The organism is Paenarthrobacter sp. MSM-2-10-13 (assembly GCF_011605365.1).
Classification (GTDB): domain Bacteria; phylum Actinomycetota; class Actinomycetes; order Actinomycetales; family Micrococcaceae; genus Arthrobacter.
In genome coordinates this window covers 217,444-230,512 of record NZ_JAAOXO010000004.1, presented here as the reverse complement: position 1 = coordinate 230,512, position 13,069 = coordinate 217,444, and the positions used below count along the sequence as shown (strand labels likewise).

Sequence of the window (13,069 nt, the reverse complement as noted above, 5' to 3'; positions counted from 1 at the left end):
TGGAGCAGTGGTTGACGTGACCACCAGAGTCTTGATACAAAGCTTATAACGCTCTGAGAAAACGCTTTCTCATGATTCTTCCCATACGAAGCCGGGCCGTCAAGCGGTTCACTCCTGCCTTTTGAAAGGGGCATTCAATATGGTCAACGTCGACTCAGCTGAGACCCAGACCGCATCTGCCGCACCCGCAGCCCAGACTGAAGGCCCCCACCGGACCCGGATAGCGCTCATTGGGACCGGCGGCCGCTCAGAGATGTACATCCGGGCCATCTACGGACAGCACTCGGACGTCGCTGAACTCATTGCGCTTTCCGACGTCAACCAAGGCCGGGTGGACTTCTACCAGGACCTCATCAAGGAACTGGGCGGAACGGAGCCGGTGGCATCCTTCGAACCTGGCCAACTCACCAGCTTCATCCGGGCAAACGGCATTGAGCGGGTGATTGTCACCACGCCCGACTACACCCACGCGGACTACATCGTGGAGGCACTTGAGGCGGGTGCCGACGTCGTGGTGGAAAAGCCGCTCACCATCGACGTTGAGGGCTGCCGCCGGATCACCGACGCAGTGGCCAAGACGGGCCGCAACGTGGTGGTCACGTTCAACTACCGCTACTCGCCGCGCAACAGCGCGCTCAAGGAAGTCATCCAGAACGGCGTGATCGGGAAGGTAACGTCCGTCGACTTCAGCTGGGTGCTGGATACCGTTCACGGCGCTGACTACTTCCGCCGCTGGCACCGCGAGAAGAAGAACTCCGGCGGCCTGCTCATTCACAAGGCTTCGCACCACTTCGACCTGGTCAATTGGTGGATCAACGATGTTCCGGAGCGCGTGTTTGCCTCCGGTGGCCTGCGCTTCTACGGCGACAAGAACGCGGCCGAGCGCGGCTTGGGGGCCCGTCCGGAACGCGGCACCGTTGATGGCCTTGAGCACGATCCATTCCGCCTGGACATGCGCGACGACGAGCGCCTGAAGGCCCTGTACTACGACAACGAAAAGTTTGACGGCTACATCCGTGACCAGGACGTTTTCACCGAGGGCATCACTATCGAGGACAACCTCGCCCTGGTGGTTGACTACCAGGGCGGCCCGACGCTGAGCTACTCCCTAAACGCCCACAGCCCGTGGGAAGGTTACCGCGTCACCGTCAACGGCACCGAGGGCCGGGCTGAACTCGAAGTGGTGGAACGTGCCGCAGTGGTCTCCAGCACCGATAAAAAGACCGTGGTGGACCCCAGCGCCACACCCATCGAAGAAGAAGACGCAGTGCGCCGAAACGGTGAACGCCTGGTGGTCCAGCGCCACTGGGAAGCTGCGTACGAAGTTCCGATCATCAACGGCGAGGGTGGCCATGGTGGCGGCGACAATCTGCTGCTCTCGGACCTCTTCAACGGTCCCGGCATTGACCCGCTGGGCCGCCCGTCCGGCTACATCGATGGGCTCCGGTCCGTGTCGGTGGGCATCGCGGGCAACAAGTCACTGGACACCGATCTTCCCGTCCGTATCAGCGAACTTGGCCTCGGCGCCGACCTCAGCCGCGGCCAGGACTGACCAGCCAACAGAAACCAGGAAACGCACATGAGCAGGATTTTTGTCACCGGCGGTTCCGGCCGGTTGGGCCGCAGCGTGGTGGCCGGACTGGCCCAGGCCGGCCACACCGTGATTTCGGTTGACCGGGATGCCATTCCGGCAGAGCACTTGCCGCCCGGAGCCGAGCAATACACCGCAGATCTGCTGGCGCCGGGGGAGGCGGAGCGGCTCATCCGGGAAACAGCGCCCGACGCCGTCATCCACCTCGCTGCCATTGCCGTACCTTTCAGCGCGCCCGAGGATGTCATTTTCAGCACGAACACACGGCTCGCCTTTGCGGTTGTCAGTGCGGCCACCGACGCCGGTGTACCGAAGATCGTGACGGCAAGCAGCCCCACCGCCCTGGGCTATGGCTCACCGGCCGGGTGGCTGCCGCCGTCGTTCCCCTTGGACGAGCGGACGCCGCCCAAGCCGTGGAACGCCTATGCGCTGTCCAAACTGATCGCCGAGCAAACCGTGCAGATGTTCGCGGCCGCGCAGGGCGAGAAGATCCGTTATGCGGCATTCCGCCCGTGCTACGTCATCTCGCCGGAGGAATGGGAAGGTGCGCTGACGCAGCAGGGACACACTGTCCGCGAGCGCCTGGATGATCCTGCGCTGTCCGCTCCCGCCCAGTTCAACTATGTTGACGCCCGGGACGTAGCCGATTTCCTGGATGTGCTCCTGGACAAGATGGACTCGATCCCCAACGGCGAGGTGTTCTTCGTTGGCGCGAAGGATGCCCTGGCCACGGCTCCGCTGGCAGAGCTCTTCCCGCGGTTTTTGCCGGGTAGCGGTCCCATCACCGGGCACCTTTCCGGCACCAGTCCGGCATTTTCCATTAGTAAGGCCCGGGAATTGCTGGGGTGGGAGCCCAAGCGTTCCTGGCGCACCGAACTCACGCCTCCCTACCAAGGCGCCGACACCGCGTCTGACCAAGAGAACCAACAAGCAGCACTCAATGACGAGAATCCCGCGCGCCTGGTGGCAGCGGGAGCAACAAAGGAGACCCCATGAACTTCGACGGCGTACTGTTCTTCCCCGTCACACCCTTCGCCGAGGATGGCAGCGTGGACGTTGCCCTGTTGAAGGAGCACATCACTTCCCGGCTTCCGTTCGGCCCGGGCGGCGTGTTCCCTGCTTGCGGCACCGGTGAATTCCATGCGCTCTCCCTGGATGAGATCCGCACGGTGGTGACCGCCGCCGTCGAGGCCGTTGCGGGAGCGGTGCCGGTGGTTTCCGGTGCGGGTGGTCCGCTGGGTCACGCGATCGCTGCAGCCAAGGTTGCTGAGGAAGCCGGTGCGGACGCCCTTCTGGTGCTCCCGCCGTATCTGGTGACCGGGCCTACCGATGGCGTGGTGGCTTACGTCGAAGCCATCGCGGCCGCGAGTAGCCTGCCTGTGATCGTGTACCACCGTGGGACTGCCAAGTTTACCGCCGAGGCCATCACCCGCCTGACAGCCAACCCCAAGGTTGTTGGATTTAAGGACGGGATCGGCGATGTGGGCCTGGCCCAGGAAATCGTGTCGGCCATCAACGCCAGTGGGCGCACCGACTTCGCGCTCTTCAACGGCCTCCTGACGGCAGAGCTGACCCAGGGCGCCTACCGCGGCCTCGGCATCCCGCTGTATTCCTCGGCTGCTTTCGCCATGGCCCCCGAAATCGCCAAGGCGTATTACGACGCCTATGTGTCCGGTGACGAGGAGCGCCGCCACGCGCTCCTTGAAGGTTTCTACGCGCCGCTGGTCCGGCTCCGCGACCAGACTCCTGGCTTTGGCGTCTCATTGATCAAGGCTGGCTTGCGCCTCGCCGGGCTTCCTGTCGGTCCGGTCCGCCCACCGCTGGTGGACCCCAGCGAGGAACAACTCTTGGAGCTCAAGTCCATCCTGGCCAAGGGCCACGAGCTGGCCGGCCGCTGATGCCCGCCCGCATCACGGGCCTCTCCACCCGGCTGATCACGGTCCCGCTGCTGCGCAGCTGGGGCGTGGAGGCGCCGGAGAACCATGTGATTGTCACCGAGCTGACCACGGACGACGGCGGCACGGGCCACGGCTTCTCGTGGACACCCACCATTGGTCCCCATGCGGTGAAGGCCCTGCTGGATCACGACATCGCCCCGTTCATCCTGGGGTTGGAAGCGAATCCGGAGATCGTGTGGGACCAACTCTGGAAGAGGCTTCACGAGGCTGGCGGGGGAGGACTGACCACCATCGCGATGGCCGGTGTGGACCTGGCGCTGTGGGACCTGAAGGCGCGGCAGGCCGGGACGTCCGTCACGGGGCTTTTGGGCCAGCGCCAGGAATCCGTGGAGGTGTACGGCTCCGGAGTGAACCTGCATTACACCTTGGAGCAGCTGGTGGAGCAGGCGCAGCGCTGGGTTGCTGCGGGACACAACGCGGTGAAGATCAAAGTGGGCAAGCCCGAGCTTCGGGAAGACGCCGAGCGCGTTGCTGCCGTCCGCCAGGTGATCGGCCCGGACCGGCTGCTCATGATCGACGCCAACCAGCGCTGGGACCTGGCCCACACGTTCCGTGCATTGGATATCTTGGGGGAGTACGGACTGGAGTGGTTGGAGGAGCCGATCCGTGCCGATGACCTGTGGGCCTACCGCCGCCTGCGCAAGCACTCCCCGGTGCCCATTGCCCTGGGCGAGAACGTCCACACCATCTACCGCTTCCGCGACTTCATCGAGGCCGAAGCGGTGGACATCATCCAGCCCAACATCGTCCGGGTGGGTGGTATTACCCCCTTCCGGAGAATTGTTGAACTGGCACGGGCCAACAGCATCCGGGTTGCTCCGCACCTTCTTCCGGAACTCTCCGGACAGTTGGCCCTCACCCTGGCTGAGGCCGTGAGCGTTGAAGACGTGGAGGATGCCTCGTTCCAGCAGCTGGGCATCCTGGCAGGACCTTCTCCGATCCGGATCCACAACAGCCGGCTCACCTCGTCCGGCCTTCGCGGGCTTGGCTTCGACTTCAGCTCTACGCCGCACACAGCAGGGCCGCACGCACCTGAGGCGGCAGCCCCAGAGCATTCCGCCCCTGAGAGTAAAGGAAACCGCATTGAGTACAGCAACTCTTGACCTGACCGCCGTTACAGCGGCAGCTACCGAGGCGGCAAAGGTGACCGCAGCGGCCTCCGACGCCGAGCGCGCCGCTTGGCTGACCGCCGTCGCCGACGCTTTGGACGCCAACGTCACCGAACTGGTGGCCATTGCCGATTCCGAGACGAGCCTTGGCACAGTCCGGCTCACAGGTGAGGTGGCGAGGACCAGCGGGCAGCTGCGGTTGTTCGCCAACGTGATCACTGAGGGCTCGTACCTCGAAGCCGTCATCGATCACGCCGACCCGACGGCAACTCCGCCCAAGCCCGACCTTCGCCGCATCCTGCGTCCGATTGGTCCGGTGGCCGTTTTCTCGGCGTCGAACTTCCCGTTTGCGTTTTCCGTGGCCGGCGGCGACGCCGCGTCCGCGTTGGCCGTTGGCTGCCCGGTGATCGTCAAGGCACACTCGGGTCACCTCCGACTGTCCCAGCGGACCGCCGAGATCGTGACCGAAGCGCTGGCAAAGGCCGGGGCCCCGGACGGAATCTTTGCCCTGGTCAGTGGCCGGGAGGCCGGTACGGCCCTGGTCCAGGATCCTGCCATCAAGGCCGTCGGCTTCACCGGCTCCATCCCGGGCGGGCGCGCGTTGTTCGATCTCGCGTCCTCCCGGCCGGAGCCCATTCCTTTCTACGGCGAGCTGGGCAGCCTCAACCCCGTAGTCATCACTGCGGACGCCCTCGCGGAACGAGGACAGCAACTCGCCGCCGGTCTGGCTGGGTCCTTCACCCAGGGCGCCGGCCAGTTCTGCACCAAGCCCGGGCTGGTCTTCATCCCCGAAGGCACGGACTTTGCTTCACACCTGGCCGAGGCCAGCAAGGACAAGCCCACCGCTGCCATGTTGACCGAGCGGATCGCAGAGGCCTACCCGGACGGGCTCCGTAACGTCGCAGACCAGCCGGGTGTCGCCGTCGTCAGTGGCACCGTCCAGCAGGACAGCCTGGCCGACGGCGCCGCGCCCGTGGTGTTCTCCACCAGCGCCGCCAACGTGTTGGCACGCCCGGATGAACTGTTGGAGGAGTGCTTCGGCCCCACCACGCTGCTCATTGAGTATGCCAACCAGGAAGAACTCTCCGCGGCACTCGCGAAGGTCCCTGGCAGCCTCACGGGCACGGTGCACGCCCAGCCGGGCGAGGATGTCTCCGCCCTTGTGGAGCAGCTCAGCGGTCTGGCCGGGCGGGTCCTGTTCGATGGCTGGCCCACGGGTGTCGCCGTGAACTGGGCCCAGCAGCACGGTGGCCCCTACCCGGCTACGACGTCCCTGTTCACCTCGGTGGGCGCTACTGCTGTGCGCCGCTTCCAGCGTCCGGTGGCTTACCAGGACGCCCCGGAAAGCGTGCTGCACCCTGCCTTGCATGACGCCAACCCGCTGGGCATCCCGCGGCGCGTGGACGGCGTGCTGACGCTGGGCTAACCCCGGCTACCGCACCCAAACCCGCCCACCCGCACCCAACTGAGTCGCAGCAGAGCGCGTTTGAGCCCTCAAAACGCGCTCTGCTGCGACTCGGTTGGGTAAGAGCACACGATGAAGGGGCGGGGTCACCAACACGGTGACCCCGCCCCTTTCGGGTTGCTTACGGGCGCAGCGTCAGCGGACGACGACGGCCGTCAACTGGGGTGGTCGGCCACCGTTCGTCGACGGTCAGGACGCGCATGCCGGATTCAGTGAGCAGCACCGTGTCCTCGATCTTCACACCGGGGCCGGACGGGTTCCACGTGAAAGGCTGGTTGAGCACCACGGTATCCGTAACGTCTGCGGTGACCCGGGGATCGCGCCCCGCATAGCCGGCCGGGCCGCCCTGGTGGTGAAGCGTCCACTGGTCCTCGCCAAAGCCGTGCCGGAGGTATGCCAGTTTGATCTCGGCGAAGATCTCATTGAGGCGGGCGCCGGGAACCGTCGCCCGGAGAATGTCCGCCTCAACTGCGGCGATGCGGGCCTCGGCATCGAGCTCCTGGGGAGTGCCGGCGTCGAATGCTACCCAACGGGTGACGTTGGCAACCAGTCCGTTCCGACGGGCGCAGACCACAGCCATGGCGCGGCGTCCGATGGGGGAGTGCGTGGCCAAGGGGTGGCGGAAGTCGCTGCGGGACGCTCCGTTGCAAAGGAGGACCAGCGGCTCGGCTCCCACCGAAACAATCCGCGCGGCCAGCTCCGAGACGAGCTGGAATTCCGTGGTTTCCGGCGTCGCAGCAGCAAGGACATCGGTCATGGCGGCGGCTGCGTCGGCGGAAAGTTCGGCGTAGCGGGCCGTCTCGCCGGGAAGGAGTTGCTGCCGGGCCGCACGCAGTTCAGCGGTCACAGCCGCTTCCAGCAACGGGTCGCCGTCAAGGGCCAGCCCGGCCGCGAAGGCCTGCAACTGGCCATGCCAGGGAACCGTGTCAAGGCTGACGTCCTCGGGCAATTCTTCAGCTGCGATCCGGCCGGCCTCGTTGTTGAACGTGACCAGGTGATCACCGGTGCGGTCCACCAAGAGGGCGGCAATGGGGTCGCCGGCCAGGCTGATGTGCACACGGCTGCCGTCCAGGTACCAGGTAAGGGCTGTGTTGGATGTCAGCAGCAGCGAGTCGCGACCCGCAGCGTCCATGATGTCCAACACCCGCCGGCGCTTCACTGCACGGTCGGCGACGTTGCCGGGCGCAGTCAGAGGGCCGCGCGCAGTGACTGCGGTCAGAGCTGGCGTGAATTGAGTAGGCGTGGTCATGCCGGTTCCCCCAGAGTTGTGATGAGTTGTTCAATGTCTTGTGTGGCCAGGAAGCCGTCCGTGATGAGGACGGTGACGGTTCTGTGGACAGGTTTTCCCGGTGCGGCGGTCACCGGGGTGTCCCAGGCCAAGGACAGCCCAACCCCGGGGTACCCCGAGTGCCGCACGAACCACGGATCCGGTGCCTGCGGTGAGGCAAGGAACACGAGGGTTGCCGGGCGTCCCAGCCAGGGATCGCCGGTGACGGGCGCAGTGGTGGCTGTGCCGGCGTCGAACGTTCCGGACCAAGCCAGCCATGGCGCCACGGTGCCATGTACGGCGTCCTCGCCCCGCGCGTCCGGTGTCCAAATAGTCGCGTCGCCAACCTTGGGGAGCCGCCAGAAGAAGCCGCCGTAACCACCTTGCGGCCGCCCGTTGGAGCCCGGGCTGCCCAGCAGCACCGGACGTCCTGTGGCTGAGTCCAGTGTGAAGTCCAGCGTCAGTTTCCACGTTGAATGTCCGACGGCGGACCAGCGCCACTCGCGCTGTTCGCGGAGCACGGGTGTGCCGTCCGGGCCGATCCAGCTCAGCTGTTCGCGCCTGTGTCCTTCACTGTGCTCCGCGGACTCTGTGACGATCCTGCCGTGATCCTTACGCCAAACGTACGCTCCGGCGTCGCGGGTGTAGGTCCGGCCGCCCCAGAAGTTGATGCCGTCCACGTCCTGGAGGGCCACTCCCGCCCCGAGGTGCCACACATGGTCTTCCGGGATGTGATCGGTGACCACGGTTCCCGCGAGGGTTCGCACGGGGTGCAGGTAAGGGCGTGGCGAGGACGTAGGCCGGATCCGGGTCCCGTCCTGCAGGGTAGCGACAGGGAGGCCATTGACGTGCAGAGTTTCATCGGCTTGCAGGGCGGGCTCGTCGGAAACAGTCCAGGGCGCTCCAAGCTCCGCGAACGTGGCCTGCCCCAGGGCTGCCCGGCGGATCAGCGATTCGATGCCATGGACCACGGGGTGGGCGGCGTCGCCCTCACCTTCCCAGGTGATGAATTCCGGGTGGATCAGCCGGGGAGCATCTGCTGTGCGGATGGCCTCCAAGACAGAAACGTAGGCACCCGATCCGGACAGCGGGCTGAGCAGATCCCGCTCCGTGCGGGCGGCCAGCAGGTTCTCCAGCAGGTCGGTCCGCCCAAAGGTCTCCGTCCGGGTGCCTTGGGGGGAGGTAACCTCCACGCGGTCCTCCGTGTAGAAGAGGGTGAGCTGACCGAGAGTCCCGTCAATGGTGACCGTCGGCGCGGACTGCACGGGCGCGCACAGGGTCAGGGCGCACGTCAGCACAGTACTTCCCGTAATCCGGACCCGCACCACGGACGTGTCGTCGCTTTCGGTGTGGTTGGCGCGGTACAAGTCCGTCTCCACGGAATCAACGTCCGCCACAGTCCGCGCACCAGCTAGCCGGAGACCGGTAGCCACAGCATGTGCCAAGGCATTGGTGGCCACTCCGTCCACCACGTCGGTCCCGTTGAGGCCCCGCTTGCCGGCCCATCGTGACCGCTTGAAGTACGCCTTGTTCCGCAGCCACAGTCCGGTAGCGCTGATGCCTCGGACATCGCCGATCTCGCCGGATGCCACCACGGCCTCGATTGCGGGCAAAGCCTCCGAGCCCAGGCTCTGAAAACCCACCTGCACCAGACGGCCGGCGCTCGCAGCCGCCTCCATGAGCTCCTCGAATTGGGCCATGGAAGCCACCGGCGGTTTTTCCAAGTACACGTTGGCACCTGCGTTGAGGGCGGCGAGGGCAAGAGGTGCGTGGGTTTGGATGGGGGTGGAGACGATGACCACGTCCGGTTTGGTACCTGCAGCCAGGAGCTCGTCAAGGGAAGCGAAGACCTTCACCTCCGGGCCCAGCGTTCCGTCCGCCGGGGGCAGGGGATCGGCGACGGCCACCAACTCCAAGACGCCGTTGGCACTCAGCCTGCCGAGGTTGTCCAAGTGCCGTTCGCCGAAACCGTGCACGCCCACCAGCGCGATGCGCGGGAGCCGGGCAATGCGCTCGGTGGTGGCGGTCAGGGGTTGTGTCATGAGGCTGTCCTAGCGGGGTCAGGTGCGTGGGTAGCGGTGGTGGGGCGGGGCTGCAATGCGGAGGTGAGGAACGCGGCGGCCTCGTCCTGCATGGCCCGGGTGAAGACGTGTGGTTCCTGCCAAAAACTTCCGGTGTAGCGGGCGGGCATGCCCTCCACTAGATGCTGGTGCGCGTCGCGCATACCCCGTTCCGGGAACAGGGGGTCATCCAGGGCGTATTGGACCAGCACTTTTTCGGCAGTGGAACGGATGGCCAGGTCCGGCCAGTCACCTAGCCCGGCCAGGCCTGGGGAGTGCAGTAACCAGGAATGCGCGTCCAAGTATGAGGGCAGGAGTGACTCGAAGGTGGTCATCATGCACGTGACCACGTAGCTGCGGATCAGCGGGCTCAGGGCACCGAGTACCATCGCCCGTCCGCCGCCGCCGGAGAATCCCAGGCAACCGAGCCGATCCCTATCCACGCCCGGCAGGGACGCGAGGACACCCAGGGCCGCGAGGTCGTCATGCGCAACGGTCCCGGCCACGGTGGTCCCGATCAGCGTTGCGGCTTTCGCCACGGTTTCCTCGTGGGAAGCCGCCGCGGCGTCGTAATGTTCCGCTACGGAAAGTTCGACGCCGGCCTCCCGCCATAGTGCCTTCCGGCCGTTGACGGCGTTGGCAGTCCGCCACGGAAGGGGATCGAGTTCAAAGCGTCGGCTGCCCCACATGAAGGCATCGTGCGCAAGGACGGCAAAGCCGTGCCGGGCCAACCACGTGGCGAGTGCCCGGCCGCCGTAGAGCTTCGCCCTGACGTCCAGGGGCGGCAACGCAAGCGACGAAAAACCGGAGGCGACCGCCGCGGAGATGCCGCCGTCGTTATCTTCCGGGTTGTGTTCGAACCGCACCAGCCGCTCAGCGCCGTATGCCTTGATTCCGCCATGGCAGTGAAGGGCGAGCAGTCCGGGCTGCGGGCCGGTTGCCCGGGCAGGTCGTACGAACCAGGCGGATGTGGCAGGGCCGAAACCCAACTGCCACTGCAGATGCGAGGTGATGACGCCGTCGTGCTCCGATTCGGCAAGCACTGTGTACTCAATGTCTGGTATTACGGCGGGCACGCCAAGGGTGTCGGCAAGTTGTCTGGCTTCTGGTGGGCCAGCGGTGAGCTCGGCAGCGAATCGGTGCTTGGCTGCATAGGCCGGCCAATCCTCGTAACCAGCAAGTGCGCTGGGTCGCGTGGGGGATGCTGCCATGTCAACGGTGGTCATGGCAGGCGGAGTCGGTGGGGAACAATAGTGTCCTGCCTTATCGATGCGGAAGGTGTGCTCCAGCGCACGCCGGGCTTCGTCAGCGTGGAAAAACAAGTTTGGGCGGCTTCGCAAGAAAACGCTTTCTCAAAAATTAGCAAAAGGCTGTACAAGGGTCAAGAAAACGTTTACTTTGATACGGAGCCGCTGAAACCCGGGACCTCGATCCTGGCACCTCAGGAGGGAACGCCGGAAGGTCGGCGTCCCGGAAGGCAAGTACCAACCAGACTCGATGTCCGTGGATGGCCACGATGACCAAAGGAGACCACATGGCCGCTGTACTACGCACGGGGACGCCGCGAAGCGTCCGCGGGCCTGTGAGGGGGAAGCGATGAGCGCTATTGGCGAACTCTCCACGATGACCCGCCGTAAGGGCCCTGCTACCAAGGAAGAGAAGAAGGCGAACGGCCGGGATAACAAGGCTGCGTATATCTTCCTCTTGCCGTGGTTGGTGGGGTTGGTGGCTATTACCATCGGTCCGATGCTGATGTCGTTGTATCTGTCGTTCACGGATTACAACCTGTTGCAGCCCCCGGAATGGGTGGGCCTGGATAACTTCGTCCGGATGTTCGGTGATGCGCGCCTGCATAACTCGCTCGGCGTGACGTTCACGTATGTGCTGGTGGGTGTGCCGTTGCAGTTGGCGGTGGCGTTGTTGATCGCATTGGTCCTGGACAAGGGGCTGCGTGGCCTTCCGTTCTACCGTTCAGTGTTCTACTTGCCCTCACTGTTGGGCGGTTCAGTAGCGATCGCTATCTTGTGGAAGCAGATCTTCGGCACCACGGGCTTGGTGAACCAGGTCCTGGCGATGGTGGGCATCCAGGGTCCGGGGTGGATCTCGGATCCCGGGACCGCGCTGGGTTCGATCATCCTGCTGCACGTGTGGACGTTCGGTGCCCCGATGATCATTTTCTTGGCCGGTCTGCGGCAGATCCCGGTGATGTACTACGAGGCGGCCAAGGTGGATGGGGCCACCACGCTGCAGCAGTTCTGGCGGATCACGCTTCCGATGCTGAGCCCCATCATTTTCTTCAACCTGGTGCTGCAGATCATCGGTTCGTTCCAGTCGTTCACCCAGGCGTTCATCGTCTCCGGCGGTAACGGCGGCCCGTCCGACTCCACCATGTTCTTCACCCTGTACCTGTACCAAAAGGGCTTCGGCCAGTTCGATATGGGTTACGCCTCAGCGATGGCCTGGTTCCTGCTGGTCATCATCGGTGTCTTCACTGCCATCAACTTCATCGCTTCAAAGTATTGGGTGTTCTACGATGACTAAACTCCAGACCCTCCCCGCAGCTTCTTCCTCCGACGCCAAAGCCGGCAAGTCCGGCAAGAGCCCGCGCCGCCGCGAATCCCGGGGGAACCTGGCTTTCAGCCGCTCCGCCCGGACCAAGGGCCTGATCAAGCATGCCATCCTGATCCTTGTTGGCGGTGTGATGATCTACCCGTTGCTGTGGATGGTGGTCTCCTCCCTGCGCCCCAACGACCTCATCTTCCGCGAACCCGGCCTGTGGCTGGAAAACCTGGAAATGAGCAACTACACCGATGGCTGGTCCGCGCTGACCCACCCGTTCGGGCACTATATGATCAACTCCGCGATCGTGGTCCTGGGCTCGATTGTTGGCAACCTGGTTTCCTGCTCCATGGCCGCCTACGCCTTCGCCCGCCTGCAGTTCAGCGGTAAGAAACTCTTCTTCGGCATCATGCTCCTGACCATCATGCTGCCCTTCCATGTAGTGATCGTGCCGCAGTACATCCTGTTCTCCCAGATCGGCTGGGTGAACACCTTCTGGCCGCTGATCGTGCCCAAGCTCCTGGCCACGGACGCGTTCTTCGTCTTCCTCATGGTCCAGTTCATCCGCGGCATCCCCAAGGACCTCGACGAAGCCGCCCGCATCGACGGCGCCGGCCACCCCAGGATCTTCCTGCGCGTAATTCTGCCTCTGATGGTCCCGGCCCTGGCTACCACCACCATCTTCACGTTCATCTGGACCTGGAATGACTTCTTCGGCGCGCTGATTTACCTCACGGACCCGGACATGTTCACTGTTCCCGTGGCCCTGCGCGCCTTCGTTGACTCGCAGTCGGCAACCAGCTGGGGCTCGCTCTTCGCAATGTCCATCGTGTCCCTGCTCCCGGTGTTCCTGGTGTTCCTCTTCGGCCAGCGATTCCTCATCAAGGGAATCGCCACCACCGGCATCAAGTAGGCCGCCGGCTTATCTGAAGGGGGCGGTTGGTCCCGCCCCCTTCTGCTGGGTACCGCTGTAGGGCGTGCCCGTCGACGCCGGTGCGTGCCGACTGCATGGCTGCATGCCGCCGTCGACAATCCAACAACTAAGACAAGTTGATATCTT

At 64.7% G+C, this 13,069-nt stretch carries 10 protein-coding genes; 7 read left to right on the top strand and 3 right to left on the bottom strand.

All coding sequences use genetic code 11. From position 1 onward, the window contains the following. The first annotated feature begins 139 nt into the window (after window positions 1-139). The 5 genes from HAV21_RS11670 to HAV21_RS11650 are packed head-to-tail and all read left to right on the top strand — an operon-like array spanning window position 140 to window position 6,084. The gene (locus tag HAV21_RS11670; RefSeq protein ID WP_166841817.1) at window positions 140-1,552 is read left to right on the top strand and encodes a Gfo/Idh/MocA family oxidoreductase; all 1,413 of its coding nucleotides are present in this window, start codon (window positions 140-142) and stop codon (window positions 1,550-1,552) included. A 27-nt stretch (window positions 1,553-1,579) separates the two neighbouring features. Continuing rightward, entirely contained in the window at window positions 1,580-2,587 is a 1,008-nt protein-coding gene (locus HAV21_RS11665; protein WP_166841816.1) for an NAD(P)-dependent oxidoreductase, read from the top strand. Further along, a complete protein-coding gene (locus HAV21_RS11660; RefSeq protein WP_166841815.1) occupies window positions 2,584-3,489 on the top strand; it encodes a 5-dehydro-4-deoxyglucarate dehydratase in 906 nt (301 codons plus the stop codon). Before HAV21_RS11665 ends, HAV21_RS11660 begins: the two co-directional genes overlap by 4 nt. Next, window positions 3,489-4,652, top strand: coding sequence for a mandelate racemase/muconate lactonizing enzyme family protein (locus HAV21_RS11655; protein WP_166841814.1), 1,164 nt, complete (start codon window positions 3,489-3,491; stop codon window positions 4,650-4,652). The genes HAV21_RS11660 and HAV21_RS11655 overlap by 1 nt, the downstream gene beginning before the upstream one ends. Continuing rightward, window positions 4,633-6,084, top strand: a complete 1,452-nt coding sequence (locus tag HAV21_RS11650; protein ID WP_166841813.1) for an aldehyde dehydrogenase (NADP(+)) — start codon at window positions 4,633-4,635, stop codon at window positions 6,082-6,084. The genes HAV21_RS11655 and HAV21_RS11650 overlap by 20 nt, the downstream gene beginning before the upstream one ends. A gap of 160 nt (window positions 6,085-6,244) precedes the next feature. On the opposite strand, the gene HAV21_RS11645 is transcribed toward HAV21_RS11650, so the two are convergent. The 3 genes from HAV21_RS11645 to HAV21_RS11635 are packed head-to-tail and all read right to left on the bottom strand — an operon-like array spanning window position 6,245 to window position 10,676. Next, complete coding sequence (locus HAV21_RS11645; protein WP_166841812.1) at window positions 6,245-7,372, bottom strand: aminopeptidase P family protein; 1,128 nt, start codon at window positions 7,370-7,372, stop codon at window positions 6,245-6,247. Then, window positions 7,369-9,432: a DUF6807 family protein gene (locus HAV21_RS11640; protein ID WP_166841811.1), complete on the bottom strand. Its 2,064-nt coding sequence runs from the start codon at window positions 9,430-9,432 to the stop codon at window positions 7,369-7,371. Before HAV21_RS11640 ends, HAV21_RS11645 begins: the two co-directional genes overlap by 4 nt. Beyond that, complete coding sequence (locus HAV21_RS11635; RefSeq protein WP_166841810.1) at window positions 9,429-10,676, bottom strand: acetylxylan esterase; 1,248 nt, start codon at window positions 10,674-10,676, stop codon at window positions 9,429-9,431. Before HAV21_RS11635 ends, HAV21_RS11640 begins: the two co-directional genes overlap by 4 nt. Window positions 10,677-11,046: 370 nt before the next feature. Here HAV21_RS11635 and HAV21_RS11630 point away from each other — a divergent pair, with 370 nt between their 5' ends. After that, a complete protein-coding gene (locus tag HAV21_RS11630) occupies window positions 11,047-11,991 on the top strand; it encodes a sugar ABC transporter permease (RefSeq protein ID WP_142938071.1) in 945 nt (314 codons plus the stop codon). Continuing rightward, a complete protein-coding gene (locus HAV21_RS11625) occupies window positions 11,984-12,922 on the top strand; it encodes a carbohydrate ABC transporter permease (RefSeq protein ID WP_166841809.1) in 939 nt (312 codons plus the stop codon). The genes HAV21_RS11630 and HAV21_RS11625 overlap by 8 nt, the downstream gene beginning before the upstream one ends. The last annotated feature ends 147 nt before the right edge of the window (window positions 12,923-13,069 follow it).

Bases quoted from the DNA above. Each gene is read 5' to 3' on its own strand.
- HAV21_RS11645 (WP_166841812.1), bottom strand. From the start codon at position 7,372: ATGACCACGCCTACTCAATTCACGCCAGCTCTGACCGCAGTCACTGCG.
- HAV21_RS11665 (WP_166841816.1), top strand. From the start codon at position 1,580: ATGAGCAGGATTTTTGTCACCGGCGGTTCCGGCCGGTTGGGCCGCAGC.
- HAV21_RS11660 (WP_166841815.1), top strand. From the start codon at position 2,584: ATGAACTTCGACGGCGTACTGTTCTTCCCCGTCACACCCTTCGCCGAG.
- HAV21_RS11630 (WP_142938071.1), top strand. From the start codon at position 11,047: ATGAGCGCTATTGGCGAACTCTCCACGATGACCCGCCGTAAGGGCCCT.
- HAV21_RS11655 (WP_166841814.1), top strand. From the start codon at position 3,489: ATGCCCGCCCGCATCACGGGCCTCTCCACCCGGCTGATCACGGTCCCG.
- HAV21_RS11625 (WP_166841809.1), top strand. From the start codon at position 11,984: ATGACTAAACTCCAGACCCTCCCCGCAGCTTCTTCCTCCGACGCCAAA.
- HAV21_RS11635 (WP_166841810.1), bottom strand. From the start codon at position 10,676: ATGACCACCGTTGACATGGCAGCATCCCCCACGCGACCCAGCGCACTT.
- HAV21_RS11670 (WP_166841817.1), top strand. From the start codon at position 140: ATGGTCAACGTCGACTCAGCTGAGACCCAGACCGCATCTGCCGCACCC.
- HAV21_RS11640 (WP_166841811.1), bottom strand. From the start codon at position 9,432: ATGACACAACCCCTGACCGCCACCACCGAGCGCATTGCCCGGCTCCCG.